This is a genomic window from Thalassococcus sp. S3 (assembly GCF_004216475.1).
In the GTDB taxonomy this organism is placed as follows: Bacteria; Pseudomonadota; Alphaproteobacteria; order Rhodobacterales; family Rhodobacteraceae.
In genome coordinates this window covers 925,452-944,416 of the sequence record NZ_CP022303.1, presented here as the reverse complement: position 1 = coordinate 944,416, position 18,965 = coordinate 925,452, and the positions used below count along the sequence as shown (strand labels likewise).

Sequence of the window (18,965 nt, the reverse complement as noted above, 5' to 3'; positions counted from 1 at the left end):
CCTAGGCCAGCCTTTTGAGGTACGTCAATCAGTTGTTGGCGCTGACTTGAAAAACACGCCCGGCCTTCCTGCGGGATCCCGGGACAGGCGGATCTGAAGGGGCTCCTGCAAAGCATTGCGCGATCTCCATCCAGCGATGCGCAGTTTCACCGGTTACGTCAAGGTCCACATCAGCGATGTTGCGAACCTGCGTGACGACCTGCGCAAAGGCCACTGCGGGGCCCTCGATCACATTATGCCGGCTGGGCTTATTCCAGGTCCAGATTGCGCCGGACGGCGCGGACAGTCGCAAGTGCGGAACGTTTTGAGGAACGACCAGGTCCCGATTGATGAAGCTCCATCCGAACGTGGCGGCACCCAAGTGCACGATGTTGCGGATGCGGTCGGTTTCGTAACGCTCGCGCCCAAGCACGTCGAAGACTTCCTGACCATGAGCCCAAGTCTCCATCTGCCGTGCCGATATGCTGGAGAGCGCGCTCATATCCGGTCCGGCCCAAGCCACTCGCTGTTTCGGATCGGCCTTCGCGTAGAGATCGGCAACGCGATGTGCCGTACTCAGCCAGGTCTCAAACAATTCAGTGCCTTTGAGGGCGCCAAGCCATGGCCGCTGTGCTTCGACGAACGTGCTGCCTCTCTCCAAGGCCTGCTGAAACGGCGTGAAGAATGTGTTGAAGGTTTTAGGCCCTTTCAGGGTCACTTCCGCGGCCACGTTGAACATATGCAAATGCCCAATCACATCGCCAATCATCCATGCCTTGAACTGCGTTTCCAACTCAAAAGCATCTTCGGAAAGGTTGGCCAGGATGTTGGCAAGAGCATCCGTTTCCCGGCGAAAATCCTCAGCCTGCTGCATCGCCCCCAGATCCGCCAGTCGCGGCTCTGCGGAAGAACCCCATGATCTGCACAACCTTGTCCGCCTCATCGCGCTGCGCGAGGCCAAGGATCTCGACGTCAAGCTTCGCACCATCCGCCTGAACAATGCTCAAACGCTTGCGGAACTCGCCCCCCTCTTCCCGTACGCGGTCCAGAAGGGATTTCAACTCATCCCGGTGATCATCCGAATAAAACGACAGCGCACTTTCCACAGAGGGCTTAAAGTCACCCGGTGTCACGCCGTGTAGCCGATACACTTCCGGAGACCATTGGAGCCTGTCCTGCTCAAGATCGATCGACCAGAAACCGGTCTCGGCAAAGTCCTGCAGCTTGGCCATATTCTCATAGGCAAGCCGCGCCTCCTCTGCCGCGTAAATCTCATCCGAGACGTCCGTACCGATGGCATAGATCGAAGGCTCTTCCCAATCATAACCGCGATGGATGATCCGATCGAGCTTGACCCAGGACGACTTTTCCTCGTTTTTGGCCCTGATTTGATACGTCTCGTGGCTATGATCTTTTTCACCGTCCAGGACACTCCGGTCGCCAGATAAGATTGAGTTGGTCGTCTCTTCATCCAGAAAATCGCTCAACATGCTGCCCTCGGCCTGCGCGCGGGTCGTCTTCATGGCTTTGGCGGAATTTGAGCTGATCCTCAGGATCTTACCGTCCGCGGTCCGGTTCATGATCATCAATTCTGTATTGTTGAGGATCGTCTCCAACTCCCGCGCCAAACCCGGGAAGTCGCTGATCACCATCGTCACGCCCAGGATTTGCCCGCGTGGATCGAAGTAAGGGGAGCAGTTCAGCATCACGCGCGCGCCGCCGGACGAAAACTCAAGTTTGACCGACTGACCCAGCCGCAACGCCTCATTGCAGATCGGCGCGAAGCTGGGAAAGCCGTCCGGCAGCTTGCATTGGCTGACATGCGGGCTTGAGATCGGCAGTTGCATGTCGAATAGCCGAATGGCCGCATTGGTCGCATGCGACACTTGCAAGGCATTGTCGACCACAAGCATTGCGAAAGGCGCGCTTTCCAGAACCGAGGTCAGCTCGCTGGATCGAGCGGTCAGTTCCGCCGCCGTGACCTGCAGTTCCTCATTGACCGTGATCAGCTCTTCGTTGGTGGATTGGAGTTCCTCATTGGAGGTCTCAAGCTCTTCATTGGTGGCCTGCAATTCCTCATTGGTGGATTGCAGTTCCTCGTTCAGCGATTGCAACTCCTCGTTAGAGGTCTCAAGCTCTTCAATGGTTTGCTGCAAGGCTTCGCGGGTGGTCGCGACCTCCGATTCCAACGACCTGATCCGCTCGCTCGCGACGTCATCCTCGTCCGCTTGTACGGGACCTTCGCTCAGTTGGCGCCGATCCGCTTCCATCGGTTTGAACACCAGAAGCGCGGCACTTTCGTTGATCGCTTTCGCGATGATCGGATAGACGTCCAGACGGATCGTAGCGTCGTCCCCTTCGGCCAAAAGGTGGCGCACGCCGGATCGCGGTTCGTTGTGTTTCAGCGAGAGCGTGATAAGGCTGCGCGCCTCTTCGCGCAGGGGGCTGCGCAAGAGGTCCAGATGCATTTTCAGACTGGTGGTGGACTTGACCTCGATAAACTTGCTGATCTCCCCGTAAACCCGGGCAATCGAAAAGTCGTCGGTGACAAGGATGGAGTTTTGGCCCAGCGACATGGCCAGTGCTTCGAAAAGCTGCCGGTCCGTTGTTTCGGCGCGATACTCTTCGTCCGGTGGGCTGATGCGCTTGTTCGCGGGACCAAACCGGCGACCGGAAATCGGCGCCTGGTCAACCCGCTTGATCGATCTTTTGCGATAGATATGAGAGGCTTGGGTGTCCTGAATAAAAAGATCGTCCGAGCCGGCGACGCTTTCCGCCGTTCCGAGGAACAGAAGGGAGGTGGCTTTCATCGAGTAGTGAAAACGCGACATCACCTTCTGCTGGAGGTTGTTGCCGAAATAGATCAACAGGTTTCGGCAACAGATCAGGTCGATGTTTTGAAAGGGTGGATCCTGACAGACATTGTGTTCGGAAAACAGGACCGCCGACCGTACGTTGTCGATTACGCGCACGCCGTCTTTCTCACGCAGAAGATACTGGTCGGCCAGATAGTCGGGAATGTCGTTCAACGCAGCAAGACCATAAGAGCCGCGGCGGGCCACCTGCAGCGCCTCGCGGTCTATGTCGGTTGCAAAGATCTGGACGTGGTTCTTCAGTATGACCTTGGGACCGCCAAGGGCCTCGGCGAACAGAATGGCGATGGAATATGCCTCTTCGCCGGTCGCACAACCCGCGATCCAGACACGAAGCGGACCCGCTTTGTCGGCGTCGATCAGCTTGGGCAGCATCGCGTTCAACTGCTCGAACTGGGCGCGATCCCGGAAAAACCGTGTGACAGAGATCAGCAGATCCTTGAACAGCGCATCAACGGCGCTTGGATTGTCACGGCAAAACTCGACATAGTCGTCCTGATTATCGATACCAAGCGCCAGCATACGGCGCTCGATCCGCCGCCCGACCGTGGTTTGTTTGTATTCACGGAAGTCAACGCGCGTCCGCGCCAACAGGATCTGCAGCAGACTTGAGAGCGGGCTGCGTTCAACCTCGCTTCGGCGAAAGGCATCAAAGTCGCGGGGGGATGACAGAATTTTGGTCAGATGCGTGCCGATGTCGAGCGGGCTCAAGATTAGATCGACACATCCGGTTTGAACGGCCGCCGTTGGCATTCCGTCGTATTTGGCGCTTTCGCGATCCTGGGCAATCGTGATGCCGCCCGCCTCGCGGATGGCCTGCACACCATAGGCGCCGTCCGTCCCGGTTCCGGACAGGATCACGGCGACGGTATGCTCGCCATGGCTGTCTGCCAGGCTGGACAGGAAACGGTCCACCGATGGTTTCGGAGAAGACAGTTCGGGGCTGGGCTGGATAAGGTGCAGTTTTCCTGCGGAAAAGATCACGTCCGTCTTTGGCGGCGTCACATAAATCGTATTGGGCTGCGGCTCGATCCCATCCTCGACGTCTTTGACTTCGAGGCTCGTTTCCCGTGCAACAAGCTCGGTCATCAGACTTTTGTGGTTGGGCGACATGTGCTGGACCACGACATACGTCACCGGCACGTCGGATGGCAAAGTGGCGACCAGTTCGCGTATTGCTTCAAGTCCACCTGCGGAAGAGCCAATGCCGATAATAGTCAATTGTTCGGCGTTACGGTCTTTCACATTGTTCTCCTACCCAACTTAGAAACACCTTATTGGTGTATCGCGATACGACAATGATCGCTCAACTTTAATCCGTATAGAAAGAGATCAAGTGTTGAAACACTTTCATTCTGCCGCGCCAGCCCTGTATGACCGCGCCATGCTTTACACATAGCGCGGAGCGTTAACAAAGTGTTAACGATTTTTAACCAACATAAAGGCGCGTTTCAGAGGCGAACAAACACATGACCGTGGTTCAGACAGCATTTGGAGGACCCGAACGGCTTCTCTTGAATATCGTTATCGGAGCGGACAATACGCCCCGACTGCGCTCGTGTGAGTTGAGTGGACCTGAGTTTCGGAATCGTACGTCTTTCAAAACGTCCCCCGAATTGTCGCATGTGCTGCGGGATGACGTCGCCTCAGCGCTCTCTGAACATTTGTCGTGGATCAGCGATGACGCCGAGGTCATCTCTCTGCCCGAATTCCTTGTGCAGATCCCAGGCCTAATCATATCGCGCGCGCATATCCTGGTGTCGGAAATGGCGGACGGCTTGCGCCATGTGATGTGCCGGTTTCAGCACGTCATGGGCAGCCTCAGCCGGATGTTCAAGATCGACATCGGTCTCGGAGAGCAGCTTTTCGACATGCGCGAACGGATCGCGGTAGAGGTGCTGCGAGACATCTCCATGCCGCTGCTCGACTTGTGCGCGCGCCTGCGAGCCGTGAAGACGAATGACGATCTGGGAGAGATCGCCACACACCTTGCCGACAAGTCGTCTGAAATCGGTTTGTTCACGGAAATGCTCAAACGATACGTCACCGACATGTCAAAGGAGCGTTTGCTCAGTCCGGTGCCAGAGGTCGTTCCCCCGCTGCCGCGCAATCTGGGCAATCCTGGGGAAACGGACGGCTAGAACCTTGGCCGCTTTGTCTATTCAAGACGTGGAAGATCATTCACCAGACTTGCGGTGTCGGTCACGGCTTCGCAGGACGGCACCCCGTTTTCGAAGAAATCCGCAGGCACGTGGCGCGCTTCCGTGATCACCGTATTATAGGTGTCATCCCAAATGACATGCCGTTCCCAGACCGGCTGCCCATCAGGCGCAACCTCAAGGGCCCGGCCATGCTCCGGCTCCACCAAAAGGATATTGCCGTTCTCCAAAAGCTGATGCTTGCCGCGCTGCCAGCTGTAAAATGGCACGTCCTCGGACCCGGAGAAGAGGGTTCGCAGCTCTCTGGTTGAGGGATCAACCGACCAGATCTTGGAGGCACCTGTGCCAGTGGCGTTGTCATAGACGCTGATGGTGCCGTCCGGCTCGAAATCCGGATCGTGTTGCTTCATCCACGGGCCGTGCTGCCACCACCGCATCAGGCCCGTATCGGGGTCGACAACGGCAATCATATTCAGCTCCCGCAGGCTGATCATAACATCTCCAACCTCGAACATAGGGAAAACATCGGCGAGGTCAGGCGTCAGTGGTTCCGCATCGTTCGGGTGAAAGGGATCTTCGAGATACCGCAGAGGCGTCTCAAGTTTGTTCTGCGTGACAGTTCTGAGATCGAAGTAACCGCGCTGTGCCCCGTCGCCTGCCGGTATGATATCCGTGTGAAGGTCGAGCCCGCGCATCTCCTCGCCGGTTGTCTCGTCCAGCCAGACAACACGTTCGTCCTGCCAGGTCACGATGGCGCCTTGACCATCGCGAGCGATGGAATGGTGGAAATTGCCGATCCGGGTCCAGATCTGCTCGCCACACGGATCCAGACGCGTGATGGCCGAACCGCTGTCGAACGTGGCAACGATCGAGCCGTCTTCGAAGACCTCCATGCCATGCAGCATCACGTTCTGCGGTTTCTTGCCTTCCGGGTCGATCTGGTCGTACCGGATCGGCCATTGATGCACCTGCTGCCCGGTCCCGTCATAGAGCGTGACCATGTGAAACGTTCCATCGGGATCAGGATTGAGGCCCGTGATGAGGATATATCCCGGCTGCGCATCCCCGTCGCGATGCAGGGTGAAACCGTCCTCGCCTTCCGGCCGCGGCGCGATGGGCTCGACAAGGTGGCGCGTGGGTTGAAGGCCAAAATCGTTGCGCCAATTGGTCCGTAATTCAAGCATTGTGCGATGGGCTTCGCCGATCTGGATCGCCGGAAACCAGCCCCACCACGAAGACACGATACCGTACAACATGCTCAGAAACGCCAGCGAGATCGCGAAAAGAATGCCGCCCCACCGATCACCAGATGATTTCTTCACGTCCCGATCTCCTGTTCAGGCGAAAGCGCCAGATCCTTCAAGTGCCCGTGCAAATCCTTGGCCCGACGGACCAGAGCAGGCGGCAGACCCGACGCAGGCTCGCTCAGCCTGGACGCCTTGAACTGCTTGGCCATGTCCTCCAGATCCGCCGGGTTTGTCAGTTCGATCCGATCCGCCAGCATGGCCAGGTGCGGGCGCGGATTGGCCGAGAGACGATCATGGTCCACGATGACCGCACCGCTGGGAAGCGTGTTCAGGATCGCCTCGTAGGCGCTGATCCAGTAGTGCAGCCAGAAACTCAGATCCTCTGCTCCCGCAGGATCATGATAGGCTCCTTCAAACGCGATGGGCTTGAGGGTCGCGCCAAACTCCAGATGGCCGATACCTTCCATGTAGGTGCGCGAAAAGGGCTCTCTACGGTGTAGATCCAGAAACCGAAGGTGCTGACGGCGCAGCGAGTTGATCTGCGACCAGGGGGACCGGATCGGGATCACGAAATGCCCATTTGGGAACATGTCCTGGAGTAAGGGCAGACGAGCGATATTTGCGTTGTTCTTCGAGACATAGCGAGAGGCAGCACCCCCTTTGGCCTGAACGATCTTGGCCATATGGCGTCGCAGGAAGGCCTCGAACTCCGGGTCTCTGCGATCTGCCGACCAAGGAACGATCGAAGCGCCCTGGTAATGTTCTTTCCAGAACGTCATCCAAATCATCTCTTCGAAGGCCTCGGGGCTGTCGAACCCAACCTCGATCCCATCGCCATGCGCGCGTTCCGCACGTTCGGCCGGCTTGCGGAAAAGCCCCGAGAACCGACCCCACAATAGGGGCGCCATCGTAAAGGGCATATGCCGGTAGGTTGCAGAGGCCAGATCCCGATGTGCCGCCAGTGCTTCGAGGAGCATGGTTGTCCCGGCGCGAGGCAGGGAGGTCACGAAAACGGGACGTGCCGCCTGGTCAAGGTCAATGGAGCGCGAAAAGAGGCGCGATTCCATATCTCCCAGCATGCGATGCCGCTCGGGCGAGGCGAAGGCATATGCGTGCAACGCCTGATCAAGCGGGCTGTAAGGCAGATCGTCGGATACGACCGCCTCGCTGGCCTTGCGCTGACGTTCAAGCAGGTACCAGATCGCGATGGCGAGCCCTGCAGAGGCCAGAATGAACGGCCAGCCCAGAGCGACGGCCAAGGCATGATCCAGCGCATAAAGGCCCAGCGCCGCGCCGGCCCACACGATCCCACTTGGCACGGCAAGCGACACGATGCCAATGCCCAGGATAACCGCAAAGCTTCGGAACATCTGGACCGACGCGCGACGCATGCGGCGCTCTTTCTCCTCGTCCGAGATATGCCGGTCCGACATCACGGCCATCGCACCGCGCGCGGTGTCCAGCACCCCCGACGCCACCTGCTGCGCGCGCAACACGCGCAGCATGACCACAAAGGCCAAAAGGCCTGCCAGAAGCGCCGCGACCGTCACTGTGAGCTCTCTGCCTTTGCGACTGTCGCTTCGTGATCGGCTGGCTTCTGCCTTCTTTTGCGCAGCATCCGCTTCACCGGAAACCAGATAAAACCGACGATGGCGAGGCCGATCGCCAGGATCAGGGCGAGCGCCGTTCCGATGGCGGTGAGACCTGCCCCGGGTCCGACATAAGCGAAAGCAGGGTCAGGCAGCGAAAGCGCAACCACAAATCCGATCACCGGAAAGAGCGTGCGCACGGCAAACGTAAGCATGACATGTCCTTTGCGAATTTTCGTTGAAAACAAAGTTTTGGGGAAACTGCGCCTAAGACAAGGTCGCCCAAGGCCCCGCTTGGAGCCGCACTGGCAAAATGGCGCCCGGAGATGGGCATGAGATTGCTAAAATCCTGCAAAACGTGGGTTTCACAGCCTTTTCAACGCACAAGAAACGGCGGCAGACCGGGCGTTAGTCTTGGTCGATGGATCCGGCTATACCGTTGATTCTTATGTAAAGCTGGCATTCAGACAGGTAGCGTACGCGCGTGGGCCGCGCCCATCCGCCCTCCCCTGGCCAGGGCTGTCTCACGGGGGTTGCGCCTGACACGTGATCGGCAGCTTCCGTCCGAAACTGCCCGACGGATTGAGCAGGTTTTCTCCAATTCGGCGACGCCGAAAACGCTGTGGTTCGATCAAACGGCAAGACCGGGCGGGTCAGACCGGGATCGCCCTGCCCGTGCCGACCGAAACGAAGCATCGTATGGCATGTCTGAGCTCCCATCGCCCGGGCCTGAATTCCGTTTTCATGGACAATCCACAAGGGCAGCCAGACGTCCCTCAGACCCCGGTCGATACAGAAAGATCACCCGAACAGACGAAAAAGGGCTTGACCCTCCAGTCACTGGAACCCCCATCTGGTGAGCAACGTGATGGAACGAGATCATGCAACGGCACAAAGACCTGACGATTGGCATTGAGAATCTGAACTGCGCCTCGTGCGCGGCGCGCGTCGAAAAGGTTCTGACGGGCGCAAACAGCGTTGAAGAGGTCTATGTGAACCTGGCGAACAAAACGGTTCGGATCTCGCCAGGGCCGGAACTTCGCCTGTCGTCGCTCACGAGCACGCTAAAGGATGCAGGCTATCCACCGCGCACCCAAACGCTTCGGTTTTCCGTTTCGAACATGTCCTGCGCGTCCTGCCTGTCCCGGGTAGAGGCGGCCTTTCAAGCCGTGCCCGGCGTGCTGAGCACGGATGTCAATCTGGTTCGGAATGAAGCGCGAGTTGAGATCATCGATGGTCTGACCGATCCGCAGACATTGCAAGCGGCGGCACAGACGGCGGGCTACCCGGCCAAGTTGGCCACAACCGACCAGGTGGAGGCAGATCCGACCGCGACAGAGATCACGCACCTGAGACGCATAGTTCTTATCTCGGCCCTTCTCACATTGCCGGTCTTCATATTGGAGATGGGCGGTCACATGGTCCCGGCTTTTCACCACTGGATTGCGCGCAGCATCGGTCACGAGACCAGTTGGATGATCCAGTTCGCGCTGACGACACTGGTTCTCGCCTGGCCGGGCCGCCTCTTTCTGATCCAGGGCAGCCGTTCTTTGATGAAAGGCGCGCCGGACATGAATGCGCTGGTGGCCTTGGGCACGTCAGCGGCCTGGATGTTCTCAGTGCTTGCGCTTTTCGTTCCCTCGGCACTGCCGGCGGGCACACGTGCGGTATATTTCGAGGCGGCAGCGGTCATTGTCACGCTGATCCTGCTTGGTCGGTTTCTTGAAGCCCGCGCCAAGGGCCAAACTGGTCAGGCCATTCGCCGCCTCGTCGGCATGCGACCGAAAACCGCCCGCATCCGCGTCGGCGATGTCTTCGAAACGAGGCCGGTGGATCTGATCGAAAAGGCGAACCTTATCCAGGTCAGGCCCGGCGAACGGATTCCCGTGGATGGCATCGTGATCGAGGGCAGCTCTTACGTTGACGAAAGTATGATCACGGGAGAGCCAAAGCCCGTAGCCAAGTCGCAGGGCGCGGACGTGGTCGGCGGTACGGTTAACGGCACCGGATCCTTCGTCTTCGAAGCGACCAAGGTTGGCGATGAGACGGCACTGGCCCAAATCATTCGCATGGTCGAGGACGCGCAGGGTGCAAAGCTTCCGATCCAGGGCCTCGTCAACCGGATCACATTGTGGTTCGTGCCTGCGGTCATCGCCGTGGCGGCGGTTACGGTGTTGATCTGGCTGTTCTTCGGTCCCGAGCCGACCCTGAGCTATGCGCTGGTCGCCGGCGTATCGGTTCTGATTATCGCCTGCCCCTGCGCAATGGGTCTCGCAACGCCGACTTCTATCATGGTCGGCACGGGGCGCGCGGCTGAGCTGGGCGTGCTGTTTCGACAAGGCGATGCCTTGCAGCGTCTTCAGAATGTGAACGTCGTGGCCTTCGACAAAACCGGCACGCTGACAAGGGGGCATCCCGCCGTGACAGAGGTGCTTGTTATGGACGGCTTCGATGAAGCCGACATACTTCGCCGGGTCGCAGCACTTGAGGCGCGGTCAGAGCACCCGATTGCAAAGGCGATCACGGCACGCGCGAACGAACAAGCCCTAGGCGCCACCGAATGCACCGGGTTCGAGGCCGTTGCGGGACTGGGCGCTGCGGGATTTGTCGATGGCCAGCGCATTCTGGTGGGGTCGCATCACTTGATGGCGCAAGAAGGGATTGATCTGGGAGCAACCCGGGCGATCGGGGATGATTTGGCCGCCGACGGCAAGACCCCGGTTTACGCCGCCATTGACGGGCGCCTTGCCGCGCTGATCGCGGTTGCGGATCCACTGAAACCCGAGGCCGCGCGCGCAATCGCCGCCCTGCACGATGCTGGGATCAAAACCGCCATGGTGACGGGCGATACGGTGAGGACCGCCGAGAATGTTGCGCGGCAACTTGGCATCGACACGGTCACGGCGGATGTTCGGCCCGACGGAAAGGTCGATGCCGTGCGGCAGCTCAGGACAACCTACGGCGACATTGCCTTTGTCGGCGACGGTATCAACGACGCGCCCGCTCTGGCCGAGGCAGATGTCGGGATTGCTATCGGCACGGGGACCGATGTTGCCATCGAAACGGCGGACGTCGTTCTGATCTCGGATGATCCGACCGCCGTCACCCGCGCCTTGCATGTCAGCCGCAGAACCATGCGCAATATCCGGCAGAACCTCTTTTGGGCCTTCAGCTACAACATCATGCTTATTCCGGTGGCCGCGGGTCTTCTTTATCCTCTCTTTGGCGTGTTGTTGTCGCCGATGCTGGCGGCAGGCGCCATGGCGGCATCCAGTGTGTTTGTCCTTTTCAACGCCTTGCGGTTGCGGTGGATCACACCACCCACCATGTCAGCCTCTTCACCGGTCGCAGCCGCGCGCGCTCTGCACCCGGAACCCGCGCAATAGGAGGATCCCAATGAACATCAGCGATGTCGCCCAAAAGTCGGGACTGCCCCCAAAAACGATCCGGTATTACGAGGATATCGGTCTCATCAAACCGCCGCGTGACACGAATGGCTATCGTGCGTTCCGCGAAACCGACATGCACAAGCTGACATTCCTGGGCCGCGCCCGTGCCCTCGGTTTCACCATCGACGACTGCCGGACGTTGCTCGCTTTGTGGGAGGATCGGCAACGTGCCAGCGCGGACGTCAGGGCCCTGGCGACCGGCCATCTGGTACAAATCGAAGCAAAAATCGCTGATCTGAAGGCGATGCGCGATACCCTCGCGACGCTGATTGATGCTTGCGCCGGCGATGGACGCCCCGATTGCCCCATTCTGGAAACACTGGGCGATGCCAACACGCCATAGCCTTCTTTGCCGGCGTGGTCACGCAGGCCTTTTGACCGGCGCAACAGGAACGCCTAACGGGCATGACAAAAGATGACCACACCCCCACCGGGCGCGCCTTTGCAAGACATCCCGACCCCATGCTCGGCCCGCTGATACAACGGATCGAAGTCACCGCGCCCAAGGGGCGTCGCCGCCTGATTGCCATTGCCGGACCACCTGCGAGCGGAAAGTCCACATTGGCGGAGCGGCTTTCGTTTCAACTTAAGAACTCCGTCGTCGTTCCCATGGACGGGTTTCACCTTGAGAATGCGATCCTACAGCGCCGTGGTCTATTGCGCCGAAAGGGCGCGCCGGAAACATTTGATCTGGAGGGGTTCACCCAGCTCATTCGCAGGCTTGCAGTCGCGCGCGAGGTGACCTTCCCGATCTTCGACCGCGTTGCGGACCGCGCGGTCGCGGCGGGCGGCGTTGTAACCGCTGCATGCGACACCGTGCTGGTCGAGGGCAACTATCTGATGTTCGATGCGCCTGGCTGGCGGGATCTGAGCCCGATCTGGGATCTCTCAATTCGCCTGACGCTCTCAGAACAGACGCTGGAGCGGCGTTTGCAAGCCCGTTGGACGGGTCTCGGATTTTCGGATCTGGACGCGATGAGGAAAATCAGTTGCAATGACCTTCCGAACGCCCAGCGCGTCGCGGCCTGCAAACTGCCCTGCGATGTGACCCTTTCCGAGACCGACATCCAAAAGCAATGATGAAACGCAGCACGATCAACCACATACTGGCCGAGAGTGAGGCGTTTATCAGCACTTTTGGCTATGTGCTCCCTCCCTTCGCGTTTTGGAGCCCTGAGGAGATGCGGGCGAAGCGCCCTCACCGTGTGCTGGAACGCGCGCTGGGTTGGGACGTTACGGATTATGACCAAGGGCGTTTTGACGATCTCGGACTGGTCCTTTTCACCGTTCGGAACGGGTTGGCCAGTGATCTGGGGCAAGCGCGGGGTATGCTTTATGCCGAAAAGATCATGATATCGGGTGTCAAACAGATCTGTCCGATGCATCGCCACAACGTCAAAGCCGAAGATATCATCAACCGCGGCGGCGGCAGCCTTGTCTTGCATCTCTTTGCGTCGGGCCCTGATGGCGACATAGATGACACATCGCCTGTCACCGTGGATGTCGATGCAGAGCGACGGACGCTTCCGGCAGGCAGCCATCTTTCTCTTCAACCGGGCGAAAGCGTCACGCTGCTTCCCGGCACATGGCATGCGTTCTGGGCCGAAGGGACCGATGTTCTTGTGGGCGAAGTGTCAACGGTGAACGATGATTTGACGGACAACGTCTTTGAGGACCCGATTGGCCGGTTTTCGGACATTGACGAAGATGTGCCGCCCCGACGTCTTCTGGTGTCGGACTACCAGACATCGATGCTTTGAAGGGCTGAAGGATTTTCCTGACACGCCCTGCGACACTCCGCCCGCTTGACGCCCGCGCTTACCTGGACGACATGGCGGTCTTTAAGCGCCAGCGCCCGGTTTCACACCCGGCTATGGCTAGCGGTGCGTTGCCTTTCGCAGACCCGCTTCAAACCCCTTCGCGAGAGCTGATCGCACAGTCAAAGAGCACATCCGAGCCAAGCGAGAAAGCGCGTGTGTCCGGCCGTACTGCCTGACTGAGTTGCTGGGGCGGATTGGGAACCGTCAGACCTTGCGGGCCATCGCCGATCAGCAGTGGCGCAACCGCCACATGCATGCGCGACAACAGATTGGCCTCCAGAAACTTGGAAATCGTGATGCTGCCCCCTTCGACCAGCAGGTTGCCGATCCCATCCGCCTTGAGCGCATCACGGATGGCATGCGGATCAATGACCCCGGCGCTGCACTTCATCTGGATCACTTCGACACCCTTCTGCCGGGGGCGTGTCACCCCCTGAATGACAATGCGGCGCGCCCCATCGTCGCGCAGCATCGGCGCATTGTCGGGTAACCGACCGCTGGGATCGATGACAACACGGGCCGGGTTTGCGCCTTGGCAAAGGCGCACCGTCAACTGAGGCGTGTCATGGAGCGCGGTTTTCACACCTATGACCACCGCATCGACCAAAGCCCGGAGCCTGTGCAGATGCGCCAGCCCATCCGGACCCGACACATCCTTTGCATCCCCGCTTACCGTCGCAACACGCCCGTCAAGCGATTGTCCAATCTGCGCAAGGATCATGTCCCCCTTGTCGCGCCGCGCGACAGGCGCATAAAGTTGCAGCGCCATCGCTTCGCCCGCGCTCCAATCCTGCGCGCAAGAGCATGGATGGCCCTCGCGTATGTGCAGCAAGTGCAGCCAAACCTTCGGGGTAACGTCAACTTGGTGCATGCATGGCATCCTTTGGCGCGGCATTGGGAGTGGCAAGAAAGTCCTCATGCCCGATCCAGCACGTGGTTTCTGGCGCGGCTTCGTGACGCAGGCGCCCCCATGCTTCGGCCTCCGCCGCGCCTGCCTCTTCGGCCGCCCGAGAAATGCCATCCGTCAGCATGCGCTGCAGAAAGTGCATTTCTGGGGCGAGTTGCCAGGGGCTGGGCGCGCGCATGACCGAAAACCCGGCATCTGCAAAGATCTCGGCCGCGCGGGACACGGCGTGAGGACCAAGTGCCGGGCCAAAGCCCTTATCCATTGTCTGATGCGCATTGAAGGCCGCCGTGATGGTGGCATCATTCGGATCTTCGGGATCCCACGACATGACCCCGTCATAGCTGAGTGCTGCATAAAACGGCGCTTCGATCCGCTCGGCCAGCGCCTTCAGCCAATCCTCGGATACCAGGTCCAAAAGGGCGGACGCGGTCACAAGCCCGACCCCGTCGAGAGGCAGGGCAGAGATATCGCTCAGATCCGCCTCAACGGGGTCGGCCTGCACTCCGGGCTCGGCTGCGGCGCGACGCAGAAGGTCCGGATCATTGTCGACCAGCCGCCACCGGGTCATCTGATCAAGATGTGATGACATCGCGCGCATCGTCGCCCCGGTCCCGCACCCCAGATCCAACACGATGGGGCTTGGACCGGCCGCTTCGGCGGCACGACGCAACATCGCAGGATCGCGCGCTGCCAGATCCGCCGGCTCGCGCAGGGCCAGCCAGTCCGCGGAAAAACCCATGATCAGACGTCTCCCTCGTACCAGGCACGGGCGATGTGGCTTTCGTGAAGGCTGATCCGAAGCCGGCGCACGCGGCTATCGTCCTTGAGCGCACCAGCGCGCACATGTTCGGACATGGCAGTAAAGATATGGTGGCAGAGGAACTCGGTGGTGGTGAACTTCCCTTTGAATTCAGGGATTTCATCCAGGTTTTTGTATCGCAGCGGTGCCAGCGTCCGGGCAAGCGTCTCGGTCGCAAGGCCGATATCCACGACCAGCCCATGCGCGTCCAGATCTTCCGTGAAAAAGGCGGCATCGACCGTGAATGTGGCGCCGTGCATGCCCTGGGCGGGGCCAAAAACCTCGGATGGCAGGGTGTGGGCGATCATGATGTGGTCACGGACTTCTACGGCAAACATGGGGTCTCCTGGTTTTGAGGCTGCGCGCTTTAGGAATAGCGGACGCGGTGGCAGAGCGTATCGGGATCAGACAGGATCGCGCTGTAGCGGTTCGGGAGGTCCGCGAACGCGCATTCCCCGCTGATCAACGCATCAAGCCGGGGATCCCGAAGCAATTCCAGCGCCTTGGCCAAGCGGCGCTTGTAGGTCCAGCGCGGGCGCCGCCCGGGGGGCAATTGTCCAACTTGGGAACTGACAAGCCGCAGACGTTTGCTGTGAAAGGCCCCTCCCAGCGGCACATTGGGTTCTTTCGTGCCATACCAACTGCCCTCGACGATGGCGGCCTCGGGCGCGGCGCAGCCGATTGCGGTGGCCAGACCCTCTGCCGTGGCCGACAGATGGATCACGCAGTCTTGATCGGCTGGCGCCTCTGGCGGAGCGGCGAACCCGCAGTCCAGAGACTGCGCCAACCGTGCCCGGCCTGCATTGATGTCCACAAGTGTGACCTCGGCCCCCGGCAACTTCGCCGCGAGGTAGGCCGTCAGAAGCCCCACCACACCTGCGCCGACGATTGTGATCCTGTCGCCTGCGCCCGCTTGGCTGTCCCAAAGAATGTTCAGGGCCGTTTCGGTGTTCGCGGCAAGGATTGCGCGTGCTTCTGGAACCTCTTCCGGCAGGGGCAGCAATGCAGTCTCCGGCAGACGAAACCGCGACTGATGCGGATAAAGCGCAAAGACCGAACGCCCGCGCTGCGTCCCATCCATCACCCGTCCGACGGCGCAATAGCCATATTTTACAGGAAACGGAAAGCGGCCTTCCTGGTTTGGGCAGCGCATAGGCTCCCACTCCGTCTCAGGCACATGCCCTGTGTGAACCAAGCGTTCGGTCCCGCGGCTGATCCCGGAATAGAGCGTCTCGACCAGCACGCCCTGACCGATTTCCGCCTCCTGACACGCCACTTCACCTGGTCCCACACACCAAAGGGCCAACGCCGTCATGCGGTGGCCCATCGCGGGGGGGTCGGGAGGTCAGGCAGAGGGGCCAAGGATCTGACCCGCACCAGGACCACGCAGGAGTAACTCGGCATAGCGTGACTTTTTGATTTACTGTTTCCAATACGATAGCACGTCAAAGCCGAAGGCAAGCAGATGTTGTTTTTCTGGTGGCCGGTCGCCTATGTGCGGTTTCAACCCCTTTAACGGAACTGGACCGGAGAGGACATGATCAATGGATCGCTGGCTCGGTTTGATCAGATCAGTGGTGATCTACCACAATCCATTGCGGACCCGCGCGTGGCGGCGGTTTTACCGCGAGGTCCTTGAACCGGGCAATGTGGTCTTTGACGTTGGCGCCCATGTCGGCACCCGCGCCAGGGCGATGCGAGCCGCCGGGGCAAAGGTGGTGGCTGTCGAACCGCAGGATCTTTTCGCAGGCTTTCTGCGCCGGACATTGCCGCAGGATATCACGCTGATCGAGGCTGCTTTGGGCGCGGCGCAGCGGCAGGCCCGCATGGCGGTCTCGTCCCGGCATCCAACGGTGTCATCGCTGCAGGACAGTTTCGTGGCCCAGGCCGAAGACGCGCCGGGCTTTGATCACGTGCGGTGGGACCGGCAACAGACGGTCAAGATGACGACGCTCGACCGGTTGATCACAGAGTTCGGAGTGCCGCAATATATCAAGATCGATGTAGAGGGCTATGAGCTTGACGTGCTCTTGGGCCTGACCCAACCGGTCGAGATGATTTCGGTCGAATACTTGCCAGGCTTCCCGGATCTCACCCGCGCCGTGATTGACCGATTGAGCCAGCTTGGCCCCTATCGGTTCAACCCGATGGCAGGAGAGCGAACAGCCTTTCTCTGGTCCGATTGGAGAGACGCCGAAGAGACGACGGCTTGGCTGGAGAAGCTCCCGGCCAAGGCCCCCTCGGGCGATCTTTTTGCGCGGTTGGAGATACCGTGAAGATCAAGTCATTTACCGCGCAGGCAGGCGGCGAAGTCGGGGAAGAGGGATGGTGTGGCGGTCAGGACGGTACCGGTCTCTTCCGGCGCCTCGTCCGGTTGCCACCCCTCGACACGGGCCCCTGCTTCGCGCAGGATCACAAGTCCAGCGGCGATGTCCCAAGGCTGCAGAACCCGTTCCCAGAACCCATCAAGGCGCCCCGCAGCCACATAGGCCAGATCGAGCGAGGCCGCACCCATACGCCGCACACCAGCGCAATGCGGCATCAGGCGGGCGATATCTGCGGCGTGATCGTCGATAAAGCGCATATCGGAAAACGGAATGCCTGTCCCAAAGAGCGCCCCGGCCATGGACGGCGTCGCGGAGACTGAAATGGCCTGATCGTTGAGGGTGGCGCCCCCGCCTTTGACAGCAGCAAAGGTTTCATCGCGCAACGGATCGTAAATGATGCCCAGAGAGGCCTGCCCCTCCACCTCCAACGCGATGGATACGGCCCAATGCCCGATTCCGCGCAGGAAGTTGGTTGTGCCGTCCAGTGGGTCGACAACCCAGCGCCGTGTGCCACGGGTCGCGCTGCCCGTTTCTTCCCCCAGCCAGCCGTCGGCGGGCCGTGTGGCGGCAAGACGGTTTTTCAGATGGACCTCTGCATCCCTGTCCGCCTCGGACACAAAATCACCTGCGCGTTTGGCTGAAACGCTCAGCCGTTCCCGGTCCGCCCAATGCGCCATCAGGATCTCTCCGGCCTCCCGGGCGAGTGTTTTGGCCAGCGTCAGGTCTTCGGCGTCAATCATCCTATTGCGGCCCTACCGTCGTTTCGACCTGAACCAGGACCTGTTCAAAGATTTGCCCGGTCTTGTCCCATCCCGGCAAACGGCGCCCCGCCGCTTCTGATGCGTTGGTCATGTTTCGGGCCAGCGCCGGATCATCCAGAAGGCGCGCAAGTGCCCCGGCGAACGCCTTGGGATCTTCGGGGGGAACCAGCAATGCAGCGCCTTTCGCGACCGTGTCGGGCACAGCCCCGACGTCGCAGGTCACAATCGGCAGGCCGTGCAGCATCGCTTCGTCAAAGACCAGCCCATAGCCTTCATATCGGGTGGCCAGCATGAATATCGATGCATCGGAATAGAGCGTTGCGAGCTCCGCATCAGGCACGCGGCCTGCAAAACGCACGCGGTCCGTCAGCTCAAGCTCCCTGACAAGCGCCGCAAGATCAGCGGCACAATCGGGATCCTGTGCCGCGCCTGCGATCACCGCGTGCCACGGGCGGTCCTGGATTTGCGCCAAGGCGCGCAGCAGGACGTCATGTCCCTTGCGCGGAACCTGAAGGCCGACGGACAGGAGCAGCGGAGGATCGAGGGGCCTCCCCCCAACACGCGCATGCGAATGCGCGTCCACGCCGGGACGCGCGACAGTCAAAATCTCTGCCGGAACCTGATAGTCCGATTGCAGGACCGCCGCCGTATGCGGGCTGGTCACAAGGACATGCGCTGCGCCCGTCAGGTTGTCTCGCTCAAGCCTGTGGAGATACGCGCGCCTTTCAGCCGAAAGCCCGGTCTCAAGGGCGAGTGGATGGTGTATGAGCGCGACCAGAGGCGCTGACATCCCCTGCAGGACATTTGGGGCGAGCGCGCCCAGCGCCAGACCGTCGATGACCACGGGACAGTCCGCTGGAACCTCGGCAAGTCGGCGCGCCGCATCCTTGGTATCCACCGGCGTCGGATCGGGGAAACTGTCGCCAAGGGGAATGTGCTGCACATCGCGTCCCAAGTGCCGCAATTCCGCGATCAGGCGGCGGTCATAAATGTACCCGCCGGTTGTGCTCTCCAGGTCCCCGGGGATGGCAAAGGCGACACGACGCTGCCTCATG

The 18,965-nt window shown here is 60.2% G+C and carries 17 protein-coding genes; 6 read left to right on the top strand and 11 right to left on the bottom strand.

The genetic code is table 11. From position 1 onward, the window contains the following. Positions 1–28: 28 nt before the first annotated feature. Together CFI11_RS04895 and CFI11_RS04890 are read right to left on the bottom strand one after the other, a co-directional pair. Complete coding sequence (locus tag CFI11_RS04895) at positions 29–853, bottom strand: TIGR03084 family metal-binding protein (RefSeq protein WP_130403613.1); 825 nt, start codon at positions 851–853, stop codon at positions 29–31. Continuing rightward, a complete protein-coding gene (locus CFI11_RS04890) occupies positions 840–4,097 on the bottom strand; it encodes a chemotaxis protein CheB (RefSeq protein ID WP_130403611.1) in 3,258 nt (1,085 codons plus the stop codon). The genes CFI11_RS04895 and CFI11_RS04890 overlap by 14 nt, the downstream gene beginning before the upstream one ends. A gap of 380 nt (positions 4,098–4,477) precedes the next feature. Between CFI11_RS04890 and CFI11_RS04885 the strand changes: the two genes are divergently transcribed. After that, a complete protein-coding gene (locus CFI11_RS04885; protein ID WP_130403609.1) occupies positions 4,478–4,993 on the top strand; it encodes a hypothetical protein in 516 nt (171 codons plus the stop codon). A gap of 17 nt (positions 4,994–5,010) precedes the next feature. On the opposite strand, the gene CFI11_RS04880 is transcribed toward CFI11_RS04885, so the two are convergent. The 3 genes from CFI11_RS04880 to CFI11_RS04870 are packed head-to-tail and all read right to left on the bottom strand — an operon-like array spanning position 5,011 to position 8,062. Then, entirely contained in the window at positions 5,011–6,333 is a 1,323-nt protein-coding gene (locus CFI11_RS04880) for an arylsulfotransferase family protein (RefSeq protein WP_130403607.1), read from the bottom strand. Continuing rightward, positions 6,330–7,808: a sulfotransferase gene (locus CFI11_RS04875; protein ID WP_130403605.1), complete on the bottom strand. Its 1,479-nt coding sequence runs from the start codon at positions 7,806–7,808 to the stop codon at positions 6,330–6,332. Before CFI11_RS04875 ends, CFI11_RS04880 begins: the two co-directional genes overlap by 4 nt. Beyond that, positions 7,805–8,062, bottom strand: coding sequence for a hypothetical protein (locus tag CFI11_RS04870; protein ID WP_254449026.1), 258 nt, complete (start codon positions 8,060–8,062; stop codon positions 7,805–7,807). The genes CFI11_RS04875 and CFI11_RS04870 overlap by 4 nt, the downstream gene beginning before the upstream one ends. A 666-nt stretch (positions 8,063–8,728) precedes the next feature. Here CFI11_RS04870 and CFI11_RS04865 point away from each other — a divergent pair. The 4 genes from CFI11_RS04865 (at position 8,729) to CFI11_RS04850 (ending at position 13,056) form a co-directional block, all read left to right on the top strand. Further along, entirely contained in the window at positions 8,729–11,233 is a 2,505-nt protein-coding gene (locus CFI11_RS04865; protein ID WP_130403603.1) for a heavy metal translocating P-type ATPase, read from the top strand. A 10-nt stretch (positions 11,234–11,243) separates the two neighbouring features. Further along, positions 11,244–11,639, top strand: a complete 396-nt coding sequence (gene cueR / locus CFI11_RS04860) for a Cu(I)-responsive transcriptional regulator (protein ID WP_130403601.1) — start codon at positions 11,244–11,246, stop codon at positions 11,637–11,639. A gap of 62 nt (positions 11,640–11,701) precedes the next feature. After that, complete coding sequence (locus CFI11_RS04855; RefSeq protein ID WP_254449025.1) at positions 11,702–12,376, top strand: AAA family ATPase; 675 nt, start codon at positions 11,702–11,704, stop codon at positions 12,374–12,376. After that, the gene (locus CFI11_RS04850) at positions 12,376–13,056 is read left to right on the top strand and encodes a D-lyxose/D-mannose family sugar isomerase (protein ID WP_130403599.1); all 681 of its coding nucleotides are present in this window, start codon (positions 12,376–12,378) and stop codon (positions 13,054–13,056) included. The genes CFI11_RS04855 and CFI11_RS04850 overlap by 1 nt, the downstream gene beginning before the upstream one ends. A gap of 148 nt (positions 13,057–13,204) precedes the next feature. Here CFI11_RS04850 and CFI11_RS04845 read toward each other — a convergent pair whose 3' ends face one another. The 4 genes from CFI11_RS04845 to CFI11_RS04830 are packed head-to-tail and all read right to left on the bottom strand — an operon-like array spanning position 13,205 to position 16,137. After that, positions 13,205–13,987: a RibD family protein gene (locus CFI11_RS04845; RefSeq protein ID WP_130403597.1), complete on the bottom strand. Its 783-nt coding sequence runs from the start codon at positions 13,985–13,987 to the stop codon at positions 13,205–13,207. Next, entirely contained in the window at positions 13,974–14,762 is a 789-nt protein-coding gene (locus CFI11_RS04840) for a class I SAM-dependent methyltransferase (RefSeq protein ID WP_130403596.1), read from the bottom strand. The genes CFI11_RS04845 and CFI11_RS04840 overlap by 14 nt, the downstream gene beginning before the upstream one ends. A 2-nt stretch (positions 14,763–14,764) precedes the next feature. Next, positions 14,765–15,160, bottom strand: a complete 396-nt coding sequence (locus tag CFI11_RS04835; protein ID WP_130403594.1) for a 6-carboxytetrahydropterin synthase — start codon at positions 15,158–15,160, stop codon at positions 14,765–14,767. 29 nt (positions 15,161–15,189) lie between these two features. Beyond that, a complete protein-coding gene (locus CFI11_RS04830; protein WP_130403592.1) occupies positions 15,190–16,137 on the bottom strand; it encodes a zinc-binding alcohol dehydrogenase in 948 nt (315 codons plus the stop codon). 229 nt (positions 16,138–16,366) lie between these two features. Here CFI11_RS04830 and CFI11_RS04825 point away from each other — a divergent pair, with 229 nt between their 5' ends. Beyond that, positions 16,367–17,098 (top strand): FkbM family methyltransferase, encoded by a 732-nt coding sequence (locus CFI11_RS04825; RefSeq protein ID WP_130403590.1) that lies wholly within the window; start codon positions 16,367–16,369, stop codon positions 17,096–17,098. 8 nt (positions 17,099–17,106) lie between these two features. Here CFI11_RS04825 and CFI11_RS04820 read toward each other — a convergent pair whose 3' ends face one another. Next, complete coding sequence (locus tag CFI11_RS04820) at positions 17,107–17,889, bottom strand: inositol monophosphatase family protein (protein ID WP_130403588.1); 783 nt, start codon at positions 17,887–17,889, stop codon at positions 17,107–17,109. A 1-nt stretch (position 17,890) separates the two neighbouring features. After that, positions 17,891–18,964 carry a glycosyltransferase family 4 protein gene (locus CFI11_RS04815; protein WP_130403586.1) on the bottom strand — a complete coding sequence of 358 codons (1,074 nt, stop codon included), beginning with the start codon at positions 18,962–18,964 and terminating at the stop codon, positions 17,891–17,893. Position 18,965 lies beyond the last annotated feature (1 nt).